Annotated in this window: 19 protein-coding genes; 8 read left to right on the top strand and 11 right to left on the bottom strand. The window is 65.2% G+C overall.

The window, feature by feature from the left end; translation table 11 throughout:
- Position 1: 1 nt before the first annotated feature.
- The 4 genes from CMN27_RS08495 to CMN27_RS08480 all read right to left on the bottom strand — a co-directional run bounded on the left by CMN27_RS08495 (position 2) and on the right by CMN27_RS08480 (position 3,218).
- Positions 2 to 358: a cupin domain-containing protein gene (locus CMN27_RS08495; RefSeq protein ID WP_293625604.1), complete on the bottom strand. Its 357-nt coding sequence runs from the start codon at positions 356 to 358 to the stop codon at positions 2 to 4.
- A complete protein-coding gene (locus CMN27_RS08490; RefSeq protein ID WP_293625603.1) occupies positions 355 to 1,659 on the bottom strand; it encodes a cytosine permease in 1,305 nt (434 codons plus the stop codon). Before CMN27_RS08490 ends, CMN27_RS08495 begins: the two co-directional genes overlap by 4 nt.
- 49 nt (positions 1,660 to 1,708) lie before the next feature.
- Complete coding sequence (locus tag CMN27_RS08485; RefSeq protein WP_293625602.1) at positions 1,709 to 2,404, bottom strand: isochorismatase family cysteine hydrolase; 696 nt, start codon at positions 2,402 to 2,404, stop codon at positions 1,709 to 1,711.
- A 109-nt stretch (positions 2,405 to 2,513) separates the two neighbouring features.
- A complete protein-coding gene (locus CMN27_RS08480) occupies positions 2,514 to 3,218 on the bottom strand; it encodes a GntR family transcriptional regulator (RefSeq protein WP_293625601.1) in 705 nt (234 codons plus the stop codon).
- Positions 3,219 to 3,493: 275 nt separating this feature from the next.
- Between CMN27_RS08480 and CMN27_RS08475 the strand changes: the two genes are divergently transcribed.
- Positions 3,494 to 4,312, top strand: a complete 819-nt coding sequence (locus CMN27_RS08475; RefSeq protein ID WP_293625600.1) for an ABC transporter ATP-binding protein — start codon at positions 3,494 to 3,496, stop codon at positions 4,310 to 4,312.
- Positions 4,309 to 5,772 carry a phospholipase D-like domain-containing protein gene (locus CMN27_RS08470; protein ID WP_293625599.1) on the top strand — a complete coding sequence of 488 codons (1,464 nt, stop codon included), beginning with the start codon at positions 4,309 to 4,311 and terminating at the stop codon, positions 5,770 to 5,772. Before CMN27_RS08475 ends, CMN27_RS08470 begins: the two co-directional genes overlap by 4 nt.
- Before the next feature lie 22 nt (positions 5,773 to 5,794).
- Here the strand turns inward: CMN27_RS08470 and CMN27_RS08465 are convergent, their stop codons facing one another.
- The gene (locus tag CMN27_RS08465; RefSeq protein WP_293625598.1) at positions 5,795 to 6,622 is read right to left on the bottom strand and encodes an endonuclease/exonuclease/phosphatase family protein; all 828 of its coding nucleotides are present in this window, start codon (positions 6,620 to 6,622) and stop codon (positions 5,795 to 5,797) included.
- A gap of 56 nt (positions 6,623 to 6,678) precedes the next feature.
- Here CMN27_RS08465 and CMN27_RS08460 point away from each other — a divergent pair, with 56 nt between their 5' ends.
- The 3 genes from CMN27_RS08460 to CMN27_RS08450 are packed head-to-tail and all read left to right on the top strand — an operon-like array spanning position 6,679 to position 10,764.
- Entirely contained in the window at positions 6,679 to 7,689 is a 1,011-nt protein-coding gene (locus CMN27_RS08460; protein ID WP_293625597.1) for an oligopeptide/dipeptide ABC transporter ATP-binding protein, read from the top strand.
- 3 nt (positions 7,690 to 7,692) lie between these two features.
- Positions 7,693 to 8,922, top strand: coding sequence for a hypothetical protein (locus tag CMN27_RS08455; RefSeq protein WP_293625596.1), 1,230 nt, complete (start codon positions 7,693 to 7,695; stop codon positions 8,920 to 8,922).
- Between the two features lie 57 nt (positions 8,923 to 8,979).
- Complete coding sequence (locus CMN27_RS08450; protein ID WP_293625595.1) at positions 8,980 to 10,764, top strand: alkaline phosphatase D family protein; 1,785 nt, start codon at positions 8,980 to 8,982, stop codon at positions 10,762 to 10,764.
- 191 nt (positions 10,765 to 10,955) lie between these two features.
- Here CMN27_RS08450 and CMN27_RS08445 read toward each other — a convergent pair whose 3' ends face one another.
- Positions 10,956 to 11,228, bottom strand: a complete 273-nt coding sequence (locus CMN27_RS08445) for an RNA-binding protein (protein ID WP_006914093.1) — start codon at positions 11,226 to 11,228, stop codon at positions 10,956 to 10,958.
- Between the two features lie 217 nt (positions 11,229 to 11,445).
- Complete coding sequence (locus CMN27_RS08440; protein WP_293625590.1) at positions 11,446 to 12,213, bottom strand: M48 family metallopeptidase; 768 nt, start codon at positions 12,211 to 12,213, stop codon at positions 11,446 to 11,448.
- A gap of 134 nt (positions 12,214 to 12,347) precedes the next feature.
- Between CMN27_RS08440 and uvrD the strand changes: the two genes are divergently transcribed.
- The 3 genes from uvrD to CMN27_RS08425 are packed head-to-tail and all read left to right on the top strand — an operon-like array spanning position 12,348 to position 16,762.
- Entirely contained in the window at positions 12,348 to 14,507 is a 2,160-nt protein-coding gene (gene uvrD, locus CMN27_RS08435; protein WP_293625588.1) for a DNA helicase II, read from the top strand.
- Positions 14,508 to 14,561: 54 nt separating this feature from the next.
- Positions 14,562 to 15,581, top strand: coding sequence for a DUF3187 family protein (locus tag CMN27_RS08430; protein WP_293625586.1), 1,020 nt, complete (start codon positions 14,562 to 14,564; stop codon positions 15,579 to 15,581).
- A 26-nt stretch (positions 15,582 to 15,607) separates the two neighbouring features.
- Positions 15,608 to 16,762 carry a transporter substrate-binding domain-containing protein gene (locus tag CMN27_RS08425; RefSeq protein ID WP_293625585.1) on the top strand — a complete coding sequence of 385 codons (1,155 nt, stop codon included), beginning with the start codon at positions 15,608 to 15,610 and terminating at the stop codon, positions 16,760 to 16,762.
- Between the two features lie 32 nt (positions 16,763 to 16,794).
- Here CMN27_RS08425 and CMN27_RS08420 read toward each other — a convergent pair whose 3' ends face one another.
- From CMN27_RS08420 to CMN27_RS08405, 4 genes are all read right to left on the bottom strand, one after another.
- Positions 16,795 to 17,523, bottom strand: coding sequence for an SPOR domain-containing protein (locus tag CMN27_RS08420; protein WP_293625584.1), 729 nt, complete (start codon positions 17,521 to 17,523; stop codon positions 16,795 to 16,797).
- Positions 17,523 to 19,169: an arginine--tRNA ligase gene (gene argS, locus CMN27_RS08415; RefSeq protein ID WP_366515430.1), complete on the bottom strand. Its 1,647-nt coding sequence runs from the start codon at positions 19,167 to 19,169 to the stop codon at positions 17,523 to 17,525. Before argS ends, CMN27_RS08420 begins: the two co-directional genes overlap by 1 nt.
- Before the next feature lie 235 nt (positions 19,170 to 19,404).
- Entirely contained in the window at positions 19,405 to 20,748 is a 1,344-nt protein-coding gene (locus tag CMN27_RS08410) for a HAMP domain-containing sensor histidine kinase (RefSeq protein WP_293625582.1), read from the bottom strand.
- Positions 20,745 to 21,410 carry a response regulator gene (locus CMN27_RS08405; RefSeq protein ID WP_293625581.1) on the bottom strand — a complete coding sequence of 222 codons (666 nt, stop codon included), beginning with the start codon at positions 21,408 to 21,410 and terminating at the stop codon, positions 20,745 to 20,747. The genes CMN27_RS08410 and CMN27_RS08405 overlap by 4 nt, the downstream gene beginning before the upstream one ends.
- Positions 21,411 to 21,513 lie beyond the last annotated feature (103 nt).

The following is a 21,513-nucleotide window of genomic DNA, read 5'->3' as shown; positions in this document are numbered from 1 at the left end:
GTCATTCGAAGACCACCGGTGCAAACCACTGAATGAGCACCCGACAGCCCTCGGGACTGGCCACACTGTGGGCGCTTCCCGCCGGATTGTAGACATAGCTGCCGGCCGCGTAGCAGCCGTTTTCGTCCTGTTGGCTGCCCTGGAGCACGTAAATGTGCTCGTCGCCGCCGTGACGGTGCCAGGGCACGCTTGCGCCCGGCGCATAGTCGAGCAGGGCGATCCGTGGTGTTGCTTCGTAGCCGGGTTGTAGTACGAATATCTGGACGCCGTCGCGCAAACTCTCCCAGCCCGGGCCGGTGCGTGGGCCGGCCTCGGGTACGACAAAGCCGTCGGCCCGACGCTTGTCTGCGTAATTCATGGGGTTCGCGGGGTCGCCCGATCCGGGCGTACCGTTGAATTGGCCCCCCGGCCCATGCCCAGCCTATCCACCAGCCAGAACCCGGCAGCGCCACCCACCATGGCAGTCACCGCGACCGACAGCTGGGCGAGGAACGCATCGACGAAGGCGGCCAGTACGATAGCGATGGCCCAGCCGGCCAGCGCGGCCGTCGGGTTGGCTTCCCCGGCGATGCCCTTGAGTCCGAAGTGCGCGATCATCACACCGCCGATCCCGGGAACCACGACCCCCAGCAGGCTCAGCCAGCCGATGAGCATGTCCCAGACACCGGCGCTCGCCGCGAGCGTGCCGATTACCCCGAACACGATCGCCATGGTGGCGAAACGTTGTGAAACCACCTGGCTCCAGCCGGTCGCCGCGTTGTAGAGACAGTGCATGCAGACCGAGGCGCAGTTGATGACAAAGAACAGGGCGGCGATCGGCGTCAGCCACGGCGCATACCCCGCCACCACGGCGGCGAAATTGCCGTCCTGTGCCGTGCCGGCGGCTGTGACCACCGCGCCGAGCATCATCGACAGACCGTTGGCCACAGGGAAGGCGCTCGCGGTGGCGATCAGCGCATGGGTCGGGCGTTTTGCCCAACGGGTGAAGTCGGCCGTGAGCGTGCCTGAATCGATGAACAGCGAGATGACCATCGTCATGCCGATACCGATGGTGATCGCACTCGCATCGGGGCTGCCGGCATAGCCGCCGATCTGCTGCCAGGAATGGTCGGCCAGCGTGATCGCGAGCGCTGCGACCGCCATGATGATGAAAAACGGCACCGACAACGCTCCCACCACGGTCAGCGCACGCACGCCGAGCATGGTCATGCCGGTGAACAGCGCGCCCGCGAACAGGCTGACGACGAGCGCGGGCCAGCCGAGCATGTCTTCGAGCCCTGCGCCGGCCAGCCCGGTCTGGACCGCGAACCAGCCGACCACGAGGGTCGACAGAAACGCGGAGACGGCCTGGGCGGCCCTGGGGCCGAACACATCCCGCGACAAAAGCGAAAACGAACGGCCGGTGCGTGCGGCGGTGACACTTTGGGCGCCGACATAGGCGAACATGACGAGGTTGCCGGCCACGATTGCGAGCACGGCGAGGTCGAAACCCAGTGCCCGGGTCAGTTCGCTGCCGAGGAAGCCGCCGGTGACCACCAGTGGAAAGCCGATCCAGACCAGCGTGACCGATAGCAGCGAATGCCGATGTGTCGATGGCACCGGTTCGTTTTCGAACTCGTGGGTGGATGCGGCCTGTGTGTTTTGTGCGGTATCGCGCATGAGGGGCCCTTGTCGATGGTGTGCGTGGACGGATTGCCTCGTTTGGCGATCAGGCGGATTCGAGCCCGGCGAGCAGGGCTGAGGAGGGCGCGGTCGCGCCGAAGATGCCGCCCTGCATGCTGATCATGGAAATCGCGGCATCGCGGTGCCGGGTTTCGGTGGCGCCGGTGCAGTCGGTGAGCATCAGGCATTCGAAGCCGCGGTCGTTGGCTTCTCGCATGGTGGTATGAACACAGACATCGGTGGTGATGCCGCCGATGATCAGGTGGGTGCGCCCACAGGTATGCAGGACATGCTCCAGATCGGTGGCATAGAACGAGCCCTTGCCCGGCTTGTCGACCACGATCTCGCCGTCGGCCGGCGCCAGCTCGGGGATGATTTCCCAGCCCGGCTCGCCGCGCGTGAGTACGCGCCCGCAGGGGCCGGGTTCGCCGATCGTCGCGCCGATCTGCTCGCTGCGCCAGCGCTTGTTGGCGGGCAGATCGACCAGCTCGGGGCGATGACCTTCGCGCGTATGGATGACCATGATTTCCGGGTGCCGGCGTACCGCTGCCAATACGCGCTGTAGCGGCTCGACCGCGGCCCGGGTCAGGGACAGGTCATATCCCATGCGATCGACATAGCCACCGCGCCCGCAGAAATCGGTCTGCATGTCGATCACGATCACGGCCAGTTTCGACAGCGCGACTTCGTTGTCGAACGGCCAGCGATAAGGGTCGGCGGGCAGGGAAAGCGTCTTGCTCATGGTTGAGTCCTCAAACGAAACGGTCGATAGGGTTTGAAAAGCGAAAATTGCGTACCGGCGCCGTTGGTCGCACCTGTACGAGATTGGTTTGGGGGTAGCGTGCAGACAGTCATGGCGCGGACTCGCTGCGCGCTTCGACATAGCAGCGCGCGCTGCGCGCGACCGAGAGCACGTGAGCGCGTGCGGCCTCGGCTGCCGCTGCGGCATCGCCGGCCACGACAGCGGCGACGATGGCGGCGTGTTCGTCAAAGGAATGCAGGGTGCGGCGTTCGATCGCGAACTGGGTATGGCGAAATGGCTGCAGCCGAGCACGCGTCGCTCGGGTGAGTTCGATCAGGTGATCGCTGCGCGAGCCCTCGTAAAGCGCGCTATGGAATCGGTCGTTGAAGGCGCTGTATTGCGCTCGATGTGACTCGTCGAGCCAGGCGCGCGCGGATTCGTGCAACGCCTGCAGCGCACGTCGTTCGGCAAGCGGCATGCGCAAGGCACAGAAACGCGCGCAGGCGGCCTCGAGCTCGGCCATGGCTTCGAACATGGCGAACAGTTCCTGCTCGTCGATGGACGCCGTGACCACGCCGCGGTTGGGCCGGCGCTCGACGAGCCCCATTGCAAACAGGTGGCCGAAGGCCTCGCGCACCGGCGTGCGGGAGACGGCAAAACGCTGGGCAATGCCGGCCGCGGTCAGGCGGGTGCCGGGGGGCCAGTCGCCGGCCACGATCTCCTGTGATAGCCGCGTGACCATATCGTCGACGCTCGTACCTTCACGTACAGCCGTGCTGCGGGAACGCGGGTTCGCTTCGTTGCCGGCTGCCATCGTCGAAATCGCCTGATCGGGAGTACGAACGATTGCATGCAGTTTCAGTGCCAACCTCCGAACGCCCTGCGCTGGGTGGCAACGGCGTTCGCACCAGGCTCAATTACGGGCTGTTGCGCGGTTAGCGTGCATCTTTCGATTTATAAAAGTGCATGCACTTCGCAGGCACGACAGGCCCTGTCCGCCACGAGAGGCTTGCGATGGATATATGCCGGCCGTCGTTTTGATGCCGACAACTGCGCACCGGCGTGCAGCGCTTGTCATACACTGGGCGCATGCTGCTCGACGTTCGCGATCTGAAAGTGAGTTTCGACACGCCCGATGGCGTGGTGGAGGCCGTGCGCGGTTTCGATCTGCAGCTGGCAGCAGGTGAGTCGGTGGGCATCGTGGGCGAGTCCGGCTCGGGCAAGAGCCAGAGCGTGCTGGCCCTGATGGGTTTGCTGGCAGACAACGCCCGGGTCACGGGCAGCGCGACCCTGCAAACGGACCGCGGCGGTCTGGAGTTGATCGGCGCCAGACGGCGCGCGCTCGAGCGCATTCGCGGTGCGCGTATCGCCATGATCTTTCAGGATCCGATGACCACCCTGAACCCGCATCTGCGTATCGCCACCCAGCTCAGGGAAGTGATCACCCGCCATCGCGGTCTGCGTGGCCGGGCAGCCACCAAAGCCGCCATCGACATGCTCGAGGCGGTCAAGATCCCGGATGCGGCCCGGCGGATTCGCTATTACCCCAACCAGTTTTCCGGCGGCATGCGCCAGCGGGTAATGATTGCCATGGCGCTGGCCTGTGAGCCGGATATTCTGATTGCAGATGAACCCACCACCGCGCTGGATGTGACCGTGCAGGCCGATATCCTCGATCTCATGGCCGAGCTGCGCCAGCGCACCCAAGTCGCCCTGTTGCTGATCACCCACGATCTGGGTGTGGTGGCCGGCCAGTGCGAACGGCTGCTGGTGATGCGCGCTGGCGAAGTGGTCGAACGCGGCGCGATCGACACGATCTTCGCATCGCCGGCCCATCCCTACACCCGTGACCTGCTGGCCGCGGTGCCCAGGCTCGAGACGCCGCATTTCGCGCGCGCGCCTTCATGAACCTGCCGGACTATCTGACCGATCCGCAGCTGATCGGACTGCTCAAATTCTGGGGTACGGTCGTGGTGCTGACCGGCAGCGCGATCGCGGCCAGCGTGCATGCGCTGCTCACCCGGGAAACACCGAGCAGCGCATTCGGCTGGATCGGCGTGTCGATTCTGTTTCCGCCGATCGGCCCGCTGCTGTATTACATGTTCGGGGTCAATCGCGTGCGCATACGGGCACGGCGCCTGGATCGCCAGTCGCGCCATGGGCTCGGGGCACACCAGCCGGGGGCCAACGCCGAGCTGCGCGATTACAGCGACATACTCGATCGCCGCCGACTGGGCCTGGCCGCCGCCGGCGATCGGCTTTCGGCCTGGCCGGTGGTCGCCGATAACGGCGTGGACGTGCTCTACGACGGTGAGCAGGCCTATCCGCCCATGCTGGAGGCGATCGAGAAGGCGCGTCGTTTCGTCTATCTGACCACCTACATCTTCGAAACCAACCGGGCCGGCAAACGCTTTATCAAGGCCCTGGCACGCGCGGCCGAGCGTGGTGTGGACGTGCGCGTGCTCATCGACGGGGTCGGCGAATACTATGCCTGGCCGGGCTGGCGCGCCGTACGACTGCTGCAAAAGCAGGGCGTGCAGGCCGCGCGTTTTCTGCCGCCACGGCTTATTCCGCCGTCGCTGCAGATCAATCTGCGCAATCACCGCAAGATTCTTGTGACCGATGCGGGGGTGGCGTTCACCGGCGGCATGAATATCGGCGACCGGCATCTGGTGGAAACCGGTAATGGCGTGGCCGATATGCATTTTCGTTTTGCCGGGCCGGTGGTACGCCAGATCGAGGCGGTGTTTCTATCTGACTGGGCCTTTGCCACCGGTCGCCAGACCGGGGTATCGCGCGGCGAGATCGCCCCGGCCGGCAATGCGGCCTGTCGCAGTATCGAAAACGGGCCCACCCGCGATACCGAGCGCCTGACCACGCTTATCCAGACCGCGATCGCCAGCGCCCGACGCAGCGTATTGATCATGACGCCGTATTTCCTGCCGGGCCCGGCGCTCGTGGGGGCGCTGCAGTCGGCGGCGCTGCGCGGCCTGGAGGTGAAGATCGTACTGCCGGCGAAGAACAACCTGCCGTTCGTGCACTGGGCCTCGCGGCATGCGCTGGGCGAACTGATGATGCGCGGCGTACAGATCTATTACCAGCCGCCGCCTTTCGCCCATACCAAGCTGCTGGTGCTCGACGAGGACTATGCACTGGTCGGCTCGCCCAATCTCGACCCGCGCAGCCTGCGCCTGAACTTCGAGCTGGCGGTGGAAATCTTCGACCCGGTGGGCGTGGCCGGTCTGGCCCGGCATATTCGTGACACCATCGCGCAAAGCCGCGCCTATTCGCTCGCGGAACTGCGGCGGCGGCGCTGGCCCACGCGACTGCGCGACTCCTTCTTCTGGCTGTTCTCGTCGTATTTCTAGCGGCCCGTTTGGGTCGGCGGCGTCATGCCGGGGCGTGGCGAGCGCCCAGCGTCTCGGCCAGCGGCGCGGGCAGCGCGATACGCATATGCAGTGGCAGATGATCCGACAGCACGGTATCGATCACCCGGGCCTCATCGATGGCAAGGCTCGGTGAAGTGAGGATATGGTCGATTCCGCGGCGCGGGCGCCAGCTCGGAAACGTCGGCAGCGGCCGGTCGTAGACGCGCAGGCCGCTGGCGGCGAGCGCCGGGTCGGCAATCAGCGCCGCGGCGGTGCAGTTGGTATCGCCCATGATCACCACATGCCGGTCCCGGGCGACCAGCTCGCAGATCGCGGCCAGCTGGCGGGCGCGACTGCCCGCGCCCAGTGCCAGATGCGTGATCACCACGGTGAGGGGTTCGTCGGGTGTGCCAAAGCGCGCAATCAGCGCGCCGCGCCCGGGCAGGCGCCCCGGCAGCTTGTGCTCGCTCACGGCAAAGGGCGTATAGCGGCTGATCAGGCCGAGCCCGTGCTGGGCCACGCGGCCCAGATTACGGTTGACCTGAACGCGCCAGTATTCGAAGCCGGCAGCCTCGGCGAGCTGCTCGATCTGGTTGCGATACTGGCTGCGCCGGCTGCCGGCATCGATTTCCTGCAGGCCGATGATGTCATGGCCGACCAGCAGCTCGCCGATACGATCGAGATTGTCGCGCACCTGCTGGCTGGGCAGCACATGGCGCCAGCCGCGGGTGACATACTCGCGATAGCGTTTGGTGCCGACGCCGACCTGCATGTTGAAGCTCAACAACGACAGGCTCGGCCCCGCTTGGCTGGGGCGCGTCAGGGCGCCGGGTGCAGTGGGCGAATTCACGAGTCCAGCGTACCATCGTTATCGGGTTTGCGATGCGTTACGAGAACGGCTTGTCGATGAGCGAAGCACTGCTGCGGGTAGACGATCTGAAAGTGCACTTTGAGCAGGGCGGCGGCTGGTTCGGCGGCGCGGCGAACCCGCTCAAGGCCGTGGACGGCGTCAGCCTGGATCTCAAGCCCGGGCAAACGCTGGGCCTGGTCGGCGAATCCGGCTGCGGCAAGTCCACGCTCGCGCGTGCATTGACCGGTATGGTTCCGGTGACCTCGGGGCTGATCATGTTCCTGGGTCAGCAGGTGCGCCACGATCGCGCTGCCAGCTGGAAAGCGCTGCGCCGCGATGTGCAGATGATCTTTCAGGACCCGCTGGCCAGTCTCGACCCGCGCATGACGGTGGGCCAGATCGTGGCCGAGCCGTTGCGCCATCTGCGGCCCGATCTGAGCCGCGCGGATCGCAGCCGGCGCGTGGCGGCGATGATCGAGCGCGTGGGGCTGTCGCAGGCCCATATCAATCGCTATCCGCACGAATTCTCGGGCGGGCAGTGTCAGCGCATTGGCATTGCCCGTGCGCTGGTGGTGGAGCCGAAGGTATTGATCTGCGACGAGCCGGTCTCGGCGCTGGATGTCTCGATCCAGGCGAAAATCGTCGAACTGCTGCAACAGCTTCAGGCCGAGTTCGGTATTGCCCTGTTGTTCATCGCCCACGACCTGGCGGTGGTGCGCCAGATCAGCGACGAGGTGATGGTGATGTATCTCGGCCGGGTCATGGAGCGGGCGCCTTCGGATGTGCTGTTCGATACCCCCGCGCATCCCTACACTCGGGCGCTGCTGTCAGCCGTGCCCCGCCCGGACCCGACCATCGAGCGCAGCCGCCGCCGTATCGCCCTGCCGGGCGAGTTGCCGTCGCCGGCCGACCCGCCATCGGGCTGTGTTTTTCGTACCCGCTGCCCCTGGGCCCAGGCGGACTGCGGCGCGCAGACGCCGGCCCTGCGCGCATTCGGCGAGCAGACCCGGGTGGCCTGTCTGCATGCCGAAACCGTGGTAGAGGGCCGTCCCGCGGCCACGGGTTGAACGATGAGCTACGAGCGCCTGTTCAACCGGCTGGGCGTGCTGGCCCTGTTCGTGGCGCTGGTGGCCGTGGCCGGCGTGGCCGGCTGGCATACCGTGCTCAACACCTATGCCGGCGCCTGGTCCCATCAGCCGGAGGACGCCGACTGGGTACTGCCGGAGGCGGCACGGAAACTGATCGCCGACAGTCTGGCCGATATCGATGGCGCGGTCGTGGATCATCGGATCACGCTGCTGTCGAGTGACCGCATCGGTCGCCAGCTCGAGGCCGAGCCGGCCCAGCCGCGGGTGCCTGCGGGGTCGCCCACCACGCCGCGTGCCTGGCTCGACTGGCAGTTTCTGCGGCATGCCGCGGGGGTGAAAGACGAGCTGCAGGTGTTCGATGTGTATGCGTCGCGTCTGCTGCGCCAGATCGAGGCCATGCCGGCGGCCTATCGTGCCCAGGTGTTCGCCCGGGACGCCGTCTATAGCGCCGATGGCGAACTGGATGAACAGGCCACCACGGGGTTCGTCGCCAATGCCGACGTGGTGGAACTGGCAGCGCGCAGCGGCGGGCGGCTTATTCCGGTGGTGTCGGTGCATCCGGCACGCCCCGATGCGACAGCCGTGCTCGCAGACTGGGCCGATGCCGGCGTGCGCGATGTGGCCTGGTGGCCGACCGCCCAGCACATCGATCTGGGCGGCGCGCCGGCCCGGGCCGCCTATGCGGTGATGGCCGAGCGCGATCTGCGTTTGCATATGCGGTTGGGCTCGGGACCCGAGACAGGCGGGGATGAGGGCGCGGTCGATGTCGACGCCCTGCGGCCCGCGCTCGATGCCGGTGTGCGGCTCACCGTGTCGATCGGCGACGTGGCGGGCGACGAAGGCGCGGTCATGCAGGCGCTGTTCACGCTGCTGCGGGTGGGCGCCTATCGTGAACAGCTGGCGATTTCGCTTGACGGTGTGCTGTCCGGTAAACGTGCTGAAACGGTGCTCATTCCGCTGTTACAGCATCCGCAGTTCTTCGATCGTCTTGTTTATGCCAGCGGCTATCCACGCTCGGCGCTGGCTGGGGCGGTCGATCTGGCGCAGCTGGCTGACAAGGGCTTCATCGACCCCGCGCTGATCGCGCCGCTGCGGGCCATCTACGACGTCAATCCGCTGCTGTTCGTCTACGTGACCCTGCGCCAGATCCACCTGCCGACCACGGGTCTGGCCCTGCCGGCGACCGTGTTCGAGCGCCGGGACGGGTCATGAAGACTTCATAGGCCCGCTTCAGGCTGAAGCCGTCCAATCTTCAGCAGGAGCTATGCCATGGGTCAGCCGAAGCAAAATCATCGCAGCGCGCTTGCGCCGCAAACCCGTCGTTCGTTTCTACGCCGGGCCGGCTTTGCCGGCGGCGCGGCTCTGTCCGTGGTCGGGCTGGGCGGCTGCAGCGACGATGGCGGCAGTGCCGCGCGCGTATCGCGTGCGCCGGGCAGCAGTGCCGAAACGTTCGCCCATGGCGTGGCCAGCGGCGATCCGCTGACTGACCGCGTCATGCTCTGGAGCCGGGTCACCCCGTCGAGCGAGGGCGATGTCAGCGTCAACTGGATGCTCTCCGAATCCCCGGACATGAGCAACGTACTGCGTAGTGGCACCGTCATCACCGATGCCACACGGGATTACACGGTCAAGGCCGATGTAACCGGGCTGGCCGCCGGCACCACCTACTACTATCAGTTCGAAACCGCCGGCGAGCGTTCCCCGATGGGGCGTACCCGCACGCTGCCGGCGGCCGGGGTGCAACGGCTGCGCATGGCGGTGCTGTCCTGCTCGAACTATCCGTTCGGCTTCTTCAACGTCTATGGCCGGGTGGCCGAACGCGCCGATCTGGATCTGGTGCTGCATTTGGGGGATTACCTATACGAATATCCGGGGCGCGGCGTCGGGCCGGAAGAAAATCCCAAGGAATATGGCGATGGCCGTCCGCTCGGCCGGGCCCCCGAGCCGCCCTACGAGATCGTCAGCCTCGACGATTATCGGACCCGTCATGCCTGCTACAAAACCGATGTCGACCTGCAGGAGCTGCATCGCCAGCACCCGATGATCGCGGTCTGGGACGACCACGAATCGACCAATGACAGCTGGCGTAACGGTGCCCAGAACCACGACCCCGACCGCGGCGAAGGGCCGTGGAGCGAACGCGAGGCCGCCTCCATCCAGGCGTATTACGAATGGATGCCCATTCGCGAAACCGACCCGGACAACCCGGACCGTATCTATCGCGGCTTCGAGATCGGCGATCTGGTTTCGCTATCGATGCTGGATACGCGCCTGATCGGCCGCGACGAGCAGCTAGCCCCCAATGCCGGGGACGATTTCACCGATACCGGCGACTATGCCAACGCCGACCGCAGCCTGATCGACGACGCGCAGCGCCAATGGCTGGCCGGGCAGCTGCAGCAGACCCGGGCGCGTTGGAAGCTGATTGGTCAGCAGGTGATGTTCGGCCAGCTCAAGCGCCAGGGCGCGCCTAATTCGAGCAATACCGCCAATCCCGGCGGCCAGGGCGGTGTGTTCATCAATTCCGATCAATGGGACGGCTACCCGCGGGCGCGGGATCAGGTGTGGAATATAATCCGCGGCGGCCAGGCCGCCCCGAATGTGGCCATCGACAACGTCGTGGTGCTCACCGGCGATATCCATACCTCCTGGGCGCTGGATATTACCGAAGACCCGAACGACGCCACAGCCTATGATCCGGATACCGGCATGGGCTCGATGGGCGTGGAGTTCGTGACGACAGCCGTCACCTCGCCAGGGAGGGACAGCAACGACGCCCGCCCCGCGCTATTGAGCCAGAACCCGCATATGAAATATGTCGAGCTAACCAAGCGCGGCTATCTGTTGCTCGATATCACGCCCGAGCGTATGCAGGCCGAATGGTGGTACGTCGACGATATCGAAAGCCGCAACGATCAGCAGCGCTTTGCCAGCGCCTGGCAGGTACGCGCCGGCGAAAACCACGTGGTGGCGGCCGATAGCCAGAGCCAGCCGGTCGCTGATGCGCCGGCATTGGCCCCCTCGGGTAGCCAGGCCACGGCTGCAACCGGCTGAGTGCTGGAACCGCGGGCACGCCCGGTATTCGGGCGTGCCCTGGCCGCTTGCAAACGCACCGGCTCGGCCGCTGTGCGGCCCGCCTGTCGCGTTCGTTCAGTCGCAGCTGCGCTGCGATTTCATCTAGCGCACAAAAAGAAAGCCGCACGATGGCGGCTTTCTTCTTCGCGGTTATGCGTAGCGCGTAGCGCTTAGAAGCGACGCGGGCCGCGCGGACGATCGTCGCGCGGACGGGCTTCGTTCACCCGCAGGGTGCGACCACCGAGATCCTTGTTGTTCATGCCTTCGATGGCCTGCTTGGCATCGTTGTCGTCCGGCATTTCCACAAAGCCGAAGCCGCGCGAACGGCCGGTTTCGCGGTCCATGATCACCTTGGCCGACGATACTTCACCGAACGCTTCGAAAGCGCCCCGGAGTTCGTCGTCATTGGTGTTCCACGACAGATTGCCCACGTAAATATTCATCTCGACTGATCCTAGCGATACCGTGTCATTATTTCTGAAAAACCGTACGGACTCGTCAACGACACCAAACTAAGACCAACGGAGGACGGCTAAGCCGAACAATTCCGAGTCTACATATTTTTCGCTGCTTGCAATAGCTCAAGCCGAAAAAAAATTCAAGCGCCCCAATCGGCCCGCTACACCGGGTATGCGGGCGCTCGATCGGGCCAGCCTGGCGCTAGCTGCAGTTCGGCTTGTTGGGCGCCTGCTGGTAAAGCTGCATGGCCTGGTTCATGTGGCTTTGCAGGTTGTTGATCCGGCTCTGGTTGGACGGATGGGTCGACATGAACTCGGCCGGCTTCTCGCCGCCGGCTGCGGCCATGTTCTGCCATAGCGCAACCGACTGACGCGGATCGAAGCCGGCGCGGGCCATCAGTTCCAGGCCGATGGTATCGGCCTCGCTTTCCTGGGTGCGCGAAAACGGCAGCAGTATGCCCACTTGCGCACCGAGGCCGAGCGCCGACATCACGGCCTGATTGCCGCCCCCGCCGCCGCCGCCCAGAAAGGCCGACACGACCTGCAGTCCGCCCTGGGTCGCAGCCTGCTGGGAGACGCGTTCGTTGCCGTGGTCGGCGAGTACGTGCCCCACTTCGTGGGCGATCACCGTAGCGAGCTGGTCGTCGGTCTTGGCCACGTCGAGCAGTCCGGAATAAACGCCGATCTTGCCGCCGGGCAGGGCGAAGGCGTTGACCTGGTCGTCCTTGAAGACGGTGATTTCCCATTCGCCGCCGGTGACGCGGGTGACCGCATCGGCCACGCATTTCACATAGCGATTGTCGGCGGTGCTGGTGTCGATGGGCTCTTTCTGCTTCATCTGCTGATAGCTCTGAACGCCCATCTGCGCGATCTTTTCTTCCGAAAAGAGCTTGAGCTGATTGCGCCCGGTCGGCGAGGTTGCACAGGCAACCAACAGCAACAGTAGCGAAGCGGCATAAATTCGACGCATGGTCGGTATTCTCCGAAAGCGGGCCGTTAAACGGCGATTGCTCGTGTCTCCCAGCCGCTGAGTCTATCGCGCTGAGCTTTCGCGTCCATGAATGCCCGGCCGGCGGGGGCGGCGCATTGGTTACAATGCGCGCCATGGATGATGTATCGACAATTCTCGACTCTTTGAACGAAGCCCAGCGCGAAGCGGTGGGCGCACCGCCGGGGCATATGCGCGTGCTCGCCGGCGCGGGCTCGGGCAAGACCCGGGTATTGATTCATCGTATTGCCTGGCTGATTGGCGTCGAGGGCGTCTCGCCGCAGTCGATACTGGCCGTGACCTTCACCAACAAGGCCGCCGGCGAGATGCGTGCCCGGCTCGAGCCGATGCTGCGCGTACCGGCCCGCGCGCTATGGGTGGGCACCTTTCATGGGATCGCCCACCGGCTGCTGCGGCTGCATTTCAAGGAAGCCAAGCTACCGCAGGCGTTCCAGATCATCGATTCCGACGATCAGTACCGCCTGGTACGACGCACGCTCAAGAATCTGGAAATGGATGAGCAGCGCTGGCCGCCGCGCCAGATGCAGGGCTTCATCAACAGCTGCAAGGAGGCCGCCGAGCGTCCCCGTGATCTGGCCGATACCGGCGACTATGCGCGCAGTCAGATGATTCGCGTCTATCAGGCCTATGAGAGCGCGCGCGAATCGGCCGGCCTGGTCGATTTCCCCGAGCTGCTGCTGCGCGCCTTCGAGACCTGTCGCGACAACGCCGACCTGCTGGCGCACTACCGGCGGCGCTTCAGCCATATCCTCGTCGACGAATTCCAGGATACGAACGCGCTGCAGTATGCGTGGATTCGCCTGCTGGCCGGCGACAGCGGCAAGGTGTTCATCGTCGGCGACGACGATCAGTCCATCTATTCCTGGCGCGGCGCGCGGGTGGATAACATCCTGCGCTTCGAGGAAGACTTCAAGAACACCGCCACCGTGCGTCTGGAGCAGAACTATCGCTCCACCGGCACGATCCTGGGCGCGGCCAACGGGCTGATCGGCCACAATCTCACCCGGCTGGGCAAGGAGTTGTGGACCGCTGGCGCCGATGGCGAGCCGATCGACGTCTATGCGGCCTTCAACGAGTACGACGAGGCCCAGCATGTCGTTACCCGTATCCAGAACTGGATCGCGGACGGCGGCAAGCGCTCGGATATCGCCATCCTCTATCGCTCCAATGCCCAGTCGCGCGTGCTCGAAGAGCGGCTGATCGCGGCCGAGATTTCCTATCGCATCTACGGCGGCCAGAAGTTCTTCGAGCGCGCCGAGATCAAGGACGCATTGGCCTATATGCGGCTGCTGCAATCCCGGGCCGACGATGCCGCCTTCGAGCGTATCGTCAACACGCCTACGCGTGGCATTGGTGCGACCACGGTCGACAAGATCCGCAGCCATGCCCGCGCCGGCGCGATGAGCCTGTGGCAAGCCGCGTTCGACCTGGCCGAGAATGGGCTGCCGGCCCGTGCCGGCAAGATGGTCATGGCCTTCATCGAACTCATCGATACGCTGGATGCCGAGATCGAAGGCATGGCCCTGCATGAAATCGCCGAAAAGGTGATCACGGCCACCGACCTCAAGGCCCACCACGGCAAGGGCGGCGACGAAAAAGCCGAAGGCCGCAAGGAAAACCTCGACGAACTGGTATCCGCCGCCCGGGCCTATGCGGCCGATGACGACGACACCATGGACGAGGTCACCCAGTTTCTGGCCTATGCCTCGCTGGAAGCCGGCGAGAACCAGGCCGGCGAATGGGACGAATCGGTTCAGTTGATGACCCTGCATTCGGCCAAGGGCCTGGAGTTCCCGTTGGTGTTCATGGTCGGCCTCGAAGAAGGTCTGTTTCCGCACCAGCGCTCGGTCGACGACGACAACGGCCTCGAGGAAGAACGCCGCCTTTGCTATGTCGGCATGACCCGGGCAATGGAGAAGCTGCACATCTCGCATGCCGAGGTGCGGCGCCTGCATGGCTCGGAGAATCTGTGCGCGCCGTCGCGTTTTCTGCGCGAGATCCCGGCCGACTTTCTGCGCGAAGTGCGGCCGCAGGCGGGCATCAGCCAGCCGGTGTATCGCCCGGGCAGCATCGCCAAGTCCGAACAGCGCGCGGCCGGGCTGTCGCTCGGTCAGCGGGTGGCGCACAAGAAATTCGGCCAGGGCACGGTACTGGCCTTCGAAGGGGATGGCGCTCGCGCGCGGATTCAGGTCAACTTCGACGGGGTGGGCAGCAAGTGGCTGATCGCCGGCTATGCCAAACTCGATCCGGTATGACTTGATCGATAACTAAAAACCGCGCTCGGGGGCGCGGCCATTGGGGGACGCGTTATGGGGCTGGGTCGTTTACGGGCATGCGGGGCGTCGTGCCTGCTGTTTTCTACTCTGTTTGGGGTCACACCGGTACTCGCACAGGCCGACGACGGACAGGCGCCGCAGCCGCTGGCGTTTTCGGACCAGTCGCCGACGGTGGCGATCTACGGGCTGCCGCGAGCCGACGGCTATACCGTGGTCGAACCCGGCGCCTGGCGTGGCGGGCTGCGCGTGGATTTCACCAGCCACTACACCGAACAGAACAGCGGCAACGAACGCCTGTTGTTCGACGGCGAAACCACCCGTGCCGCGCTGGTATTCGAGCGTGGTCTGGCCAACGACTGGCAGGCCAGTATCGAAATACCCTTCGTCGATCACAGCGGTGGCTTTGCCGACGGTTTCATCGACGATTTCCACGATCTGTTCGGGTTTTCCGACGGCGGGCGATCCGATGCGCCCCGCGATCGCCAGTCGTTTCGATATGAGCGCGATGGTCGCGTTGCCCTCGACGTGAGCGATTCGCCGTCCGGCGTGGGCGATGTGCGCCTGGGCTTGAAGAAGCGCCTGGCCGGTTTCGGCGACTGGGGCATGGCCCTCGCTGGCGAACTCAAGCTGCCGACCGGCGATGCAGATCGGCTGACCGGCAGCGGCGCGGCCGACGTATCTCTGTGGGGCACGATCGGCAACAACCAGGGCGGCCTTTCGCGCTGGCGCATGCTCGCCGGCGTGGGCGGGCTGTATTCCGGCGAGGGCGACGTGCTCGAAGACCAGCGCGTACAGGAAGTCGCCTTCGGCTGGGCGACCCTGGGCTATGCGGTGCTGCCCTCGGTGGTGGTCAAGGTACAGGGCTATGCGCATAGCCCGTTCTATGAAAATACCGATATCGAAGCGCTCGACGGCACCGCCGTGTCCGGCGCGCTGGGCGTGGACTGGCAGCTCAGCGAGCGCTCGCGCATGGAATTTGCGATTATCGAAGACCTGAACACCGGGGTTTCGCCGGACGTGAGTTTTCTGCTGGGTTTGCGCCACGGTTTCTGACGCGGCCCCGCCGAGTGGGGGAGTCCATGAATAACCGTTATTTCCAGGGCCTGCGTCATGCCGCAGTGCTGGCGATGCTGGGCGTGCTGCTATGCGCCAGCCCGGCGTTTGCCCAGACGGGCGGTATGGAAGCGAGTACGCCCGATATCGTGGCCCAGGCCATGCCGGCGAACGAACGCGGCGCACGTCTGCGGGTGGGCACCAAACACGCGCCGCCGTTCGTGGTCGATAGCGGCGACGGCCGTTTTTCCGGGGTGAGTATCGTGCTCTGGCAGGCAGTCGCCGAGCGGCTGGGCATCGAATACGATTACGTGCCCAGTGATCTGGCCGGGCTGTTCAGCGGTCTGGAAAACGGCGAACTGGATCTGTCGGTCGCGGCATTGACGGTGACCGCGCCCCGCGAAGCCCATATCGATTTTTCCTACCCGTTCTATTCCACGGGCCTGGCGATCGCCGTGCCCGCGAATGATGGCAGCGCGGTCTGGGCCACGGTGCGTCGCTTCTTTTCCTGGCAGTTCTTCACCGCACTCGCCGCGCTCGCCCTCCTGCTGATGGCGGTGGGCGTGATCATCTGGCTGTTCGAGCGCCGGGCCAATGCCGAGGAATTCGGTGGTAGCACCGCCCAGGGCCTGGGCAGCGGCTTCTGGTGGGCGGCCGTGACCATGACCACGGTCGGCTACGGCGACAAGTCACCCAGGACCCTGGGCGGGCGGTTGATCGGGCTGGTCTGGATGTTTGCCGCGATCATCATCATCTCAAGTTTCACGGCCGCCATCGCCACCTCGCTGACCGTCGATCGGCTGGCCTCGGGCATCAAGGGCGTCCAGGATCTGGCCGATGCGCGGGTGGTCACGGTAGACGGCTCGGCCGCGGCCGAGGCCCTGCGCGATCGCGGCATCGCTTTCAGCGCCCGGCCCGAGCTCGAAGACGGACTTGCCGCACTGGCGGCGGGTCGAGTCGATGCGGTGGTCTACGATGCGCCGCTGCTCAACTACCGGGTGAAAAACGAATACGGCGATACGCTGAGCGTGCTGGAGTCGATCTTCGACCGCCAGGACTATGCCTTTGCCATGCCCGAGGGCAGCGACCTGCGCGAACCGATCAATCGCGCCATCCTCGAATATCTGGCCAGCGATGCCTGGCGCGATACCCTGACCCAGTATCTGGGCAGCCAGCCCTAGACAGGGCCAGCGGGCGTGCCCGGCGACACGCCCTAGTTCTTGGCCCGCATCACGAGGGTATCGATACGGTTTTCGCGCAGCCGTTTGAGCATGTTGTTGAGCTCGCTCGACGAGCTGATGGTATTGCTCTGCACGCGATAGACCGTCTTGCCGGAGGGCAGGTCCACTTCCACCGTCTTGGCGGCCAGCCCGAGCAGGCCCAGCTCGGCCTTGCGGCGTTCCGCGTCGGCCGGAGTGGAGAAGGAGCCGGCCTGGATGATGTAGCGCCCCGGCTCTTCCACCTTGGGCGTGGTCGGCTGCGGCTTGGAGGCCGGCTGCTCGACTTCGGCAGCGCTGGGCGTCTCGCTGTGCGAGGCCGACCGATTCTTTTTCTCCGGATATTCCTCTTCCGGAATCACCACTTCATAGTTCGGCAGCATCTTGTAGAAGGAAAAGCGCGGCTCTTCTTCTTCGGCTTCGGGCTCGGCCGGGGCGGCGGCTTTTGCCGACTGCGAGGATTCGTCCTTGCCGGTTTTTTCCGGCATGGCGATCTCGATCTGCTCGCGCGCCAGATCGCCGCCGGGGCGGGCGAATACATAGAACACCGCGGCCACGGTCAGACCGATACACAGCCCGCAGATCATCCACACCCAGCCCGGCGGGCCGCCGCTCTTGGCGCGCTTGGTCGGCGTGGGGCGCGCGGCCGGCTTGCCGCGCGTGGGCTTGCGCTTGCCGTTGTTCGAAGAGGAACTGTTCGGTCGGCCGGAATAATCTCGCGCCATTACATCTGCTCCGGTGCGCTCACGCCCAACAGCTTAAGCCCGTTGACGAGCACCTGTCGTGTCGCGAACACCAGCGCCAGGCGCGCGTTGCGCAGGGCGGCGTCGTCGACCAGGAACTGCTGGGCGTTGTAGTAACTATGAAAGGCATCGGCCAGATCGCGCAGATAATGAGCCACGGCCTGCGGGGCAAAATCCGCGGCGGCGCTTTCCACCAGTTCCGGATAGCGCGAAATCGCGGTGATCAGGCGCTGTTCGTGGGGACTGTCCAGGCGGGCCAGATCGGCCGCCTCGCGGCTGTAGTCCAGCCCGCGTTCCTGTAGCTGGCCGAGCACGCTGCAGATACGCGCATGCGCGTACTGAATGTAGTAGACCGGGTTTTCCTCGCTCTGACTGCGTGCCAGATCGATATCGAAGGTCTGCTGCGAATCCGGTTTGCGCGCCGCCAGAAAATAACGGGTGGCATCGCGACCCACCTCGTCGATGAGATCGCGCAGCGTCACGTAAGAGCCGGCCCGCTTGGAGAGCTTCACTTCCTCGCCGCCGCGCATCACGGTGACCATCTGGTGGAGCACGTAGTCCGGCCAGCCTTCGGGAATACCGATGGCCAGCGCCTGCAGTCCGGCGCGTACGCGGGCGATGGTGCCGTGGTGGTCTGCGCCCTGTTCGTTGATCGCGCGGGTGTAGCCGCGTTCCCATTTCGCCACGTGGTAAGCCACGTCCGGCACGAAATAGGTATAGCCGCCTTCGGCCTTGCGCATGACGCGATCCTTGTCGTCGCCGAAGTCCGTGGTCTTGAGCCACAGCGCGCCGTCCGCCTCGTAAGTATGGCCGGCCGCGACCAGCGCTTCGACCGTGCGCTCGACCCGGCCTTCGCTATAGAGCGCCGATTCGAGCGAGTAGACATCGAAATCCACTGCGAACGCCTTGAGGTCGGCGTCCTGTTCGCGGCGCAGATAGGCCACGGCGAATTCGCGGATCGCGTCGAGATTGTCGGCATCCGCGGCGCCGGTGACTTCGCGATCGTCCGCGGCGACCGTTTCGCCGGCGAGATAGGCCGCGGCCACGTCGGCGATGTAGTCGCCGCGATAACCGTCGGCAGGCCAGGCATCGTCTTCGGGGGTGATGCCCTTGGCTCGCGCCTGAACGGAAACGGCGAGGTTGGCGATCTGGGCGCCTGCATCGTTGTAATAGAACTCGCGCGTCACCTCGAAGCCGGTGGCTTCGAACAATCGCGCCAGACAGTCGCCAACGGCCGCACCGCGACCGTGACCGACATGCAGCGGGCCGGTGGGGTTGGCCGAGACGAACTCGATCATGATCTTCTGGCCGGCACCGGTATCGCTTTGCCCATAGGCCGTACCGGCGGCGAGCACGTCGTCGATGGCCGCGCGAAACGCCGCGGGCGCCAGAAAGAAATTGATGAAGCCGGGGCCGGCAATCTCGACCCGGTCGATGCGTTCGTCCTCGGTCAGTGTGTCGATGATCGTCTGGGCGATCTCGCGCGGGTTGCGACGCAGCGTTTTGGTGAGCGTCATCGCGATATTGCTGGCGAAGTCGCCGTGGGCGGCATCGCGGGTACGCTCCACATGGGGCGCATCGGCGGTGTCGATATCGGGCCAGGCGCGGGTGACGGCGTCGGCAAGCAGATCCTGAACGAGACGTTTCACGGTGGTTTCGATAGGCGGTCGCAAGAATGACCGCGCAGTCTAACGCGCGCGCTCACGCCGGGCCATGTCTGGCCGGCCGGATTCGGGCTTTAAAAGCAAGAAGGCGCGCCGAAAGGGCGGCGGCGCCTGGGTGGGTATCCACCAATGCGTATTAGGGCGCTTGTCGTGGCATCGCGGGTTGGCGACAGGCGGGTAGGCGTGGTCGGCCCAGCGTTTACGAGCGATGCGCGGCGGGCAGGCGCACGGTCACGCACAGGCCGTCGCGGCTCGGCGGGTCAATACCGGCGTGGCCGCCATGGGCCCGGGCGATGGCCCGAACCAGCGCCAGGCCCAGGCCACTGCCTTCACCGAAGGTGTTTTCACCGCGATAGAAGACGTCGAAGGCCCGGGCGCGATCGGCTTCGGGCAGGCCCGGGCCGTGATCGCGTACGTGCAGCGTAAGCCAGTGGTCGTGGTGTGCGAGGGTGACCTCCACCGGCGTGTCGGTCGGCGCGTGCCGGCAGGCGTTATCGAGAAGATTGGTCACCAGTGCCTCGAGCAGGGATGCGTCGCCTTGCAGTTCGGCGGGTCGATCGACGCCATCGCAGGCCACGCGTGCATAGTCGCCGCTGATACGCGCGACGAGCGCGGCAAAATCCAGCGTATGCCGGGCAATTTCAGTTTCGCCGCTATCCAGGCGGGCCAGGTGCAACAGGCGCGAAACGAGTTTTTCCATATGCTCGCCGGCCCGGGCGATACGCTCGAGCGCATGTGTTTGCTGCTGCGCATCGGGCGCGCGCTGGGCCACTTCGATCTGGGTACGCAGCCCCGCCAGTGGCGTGCGTAGCTCGTGGCCTGCAGCTGCGGTGAACAGGCGTTGTGCGTTCACGGCGTGGCGAAGCCGTTCGAACAGTCCGTCGAGCGTGCGCCGCAGGGCGCGTATTTCCACGATCGCATCGTTGTCGACGCTGCGAATCGGGGCGAGATCGGTGGCATCTCGACGGGCGAGTTCGCGGCTGAGGCGGCGCAAGGGGCGCAGGCCATAGACAAGGGACATCCAGCCTAATACCAGAATCAGGGGCACGCCCAGCAGCAGCGGCTGGTCGAAGTGGGGCGCGAGCGTGGCTTCGCGCAGGCTGCGGTCGTGTTCGTTCAATGCGACACGGCAAATGATCCGGCGCTGGCTGTCGATGACGGTAAAAACCCGCCACCGTGTATTTTCGATTTCGGCGTTGCCATAGCCGGGGCCGGCTGCACGCAGGGCGTGGGTACGCAGCGGGAAGTCGTGCGAGCGCAGCAGGACGCGGTTGTCGAAAGTGGTGACTTCGAAAACGGGCAGGCGCTTGCCGTCGGGCGCCGGTGGGGCGACAGTCAGTGCCGGAATGCTGGCGACGGTCAGATCGTTTGAAACCTGCCAGCTCAGTAATAGCGTATGCGCGACCCGGCCCAGGCGGGCGTCGATATCGGCCGCGGCTGTGCGCCGTGATTCATATCGCCCGGCCTGTTGCGTCACCAGCACGCCAATCGCGAGAGCGACGCTCATGAGCAGCAGCAGGCGGGTTTGCAGGCTGATGTTCAACGGTCTGGCTGGGCCATGCGATAACCGAGCCCGCGTACGGTCTTGATGCGTTGCCGTCCCAGCTTGCGACGCAGATTGTGGATATGAACTTCCAGGCTGTTGCTTTCGGGCCCGCCGTCCCAGCCATAGAGGCGCGACGCCAGCTGTTCGCGGGTAAGCGTTTGCCCGGGGCGTTCCAGCAGGGCGGTGATGATCTGGCGTTCATGGGCGGATAGATCGAGTACCTGGCCGTCGATGCTGAGGATGCCGCTTGCGCGGTTGAACTCGATGCCGTCCCAGCGCAGGCAGTTGTCGGCCTGTCCCTGGCTGCGCCGCACCAGTGCTCGCAGTCGCGCAGCGAGTTCTTCCAGGGCGACAGGTTTGACGAGATAGTCGTCGGCGCCGCCGTCGAGACCGTCGATACGGTCGTCGAGCGCATCGTAGGCGGTCAATACCAGAATCGGGACCGTCTGGCCCGCATCGCGCCAGTCGGCGAGCAGCTGGCGGCCGGAGCGCGAGGGCAGGGCGAGGTCAAGGATCACGGCGTCGAACTCGTCGTTGGCCAGGGCATCGGCAGCGAGTGCGCCGTCGGCGAGCCAGTCGACCGAATAGCCCGCCTGTTGCAGGCCGACCTGCAGGCCGTCGCCTAGTATGGGGTCGTCTTCGATGAGCAGTATGCGCATGCGCTGAACATGACGTGATCGCCGGGGCTGGTCAATATGGCCGCATGCCGGCGATAGCTGCGGACCATGAAAAAGCGTGATGCAATGAAAAAGGGCGCACGAC

Origin of the sequence: Salinisphaera sp., from assembly GCF_002729955.1 — a bacterium.
Lineage (GTDB): Bacteria > Pseudomonadota > Gammaproteobacteria > Nevskiales > Salinisphaeraceae > Salinisphaera.
This window is presented reverse-complemented; position numbering and strand designations above follow the sequence as displayed.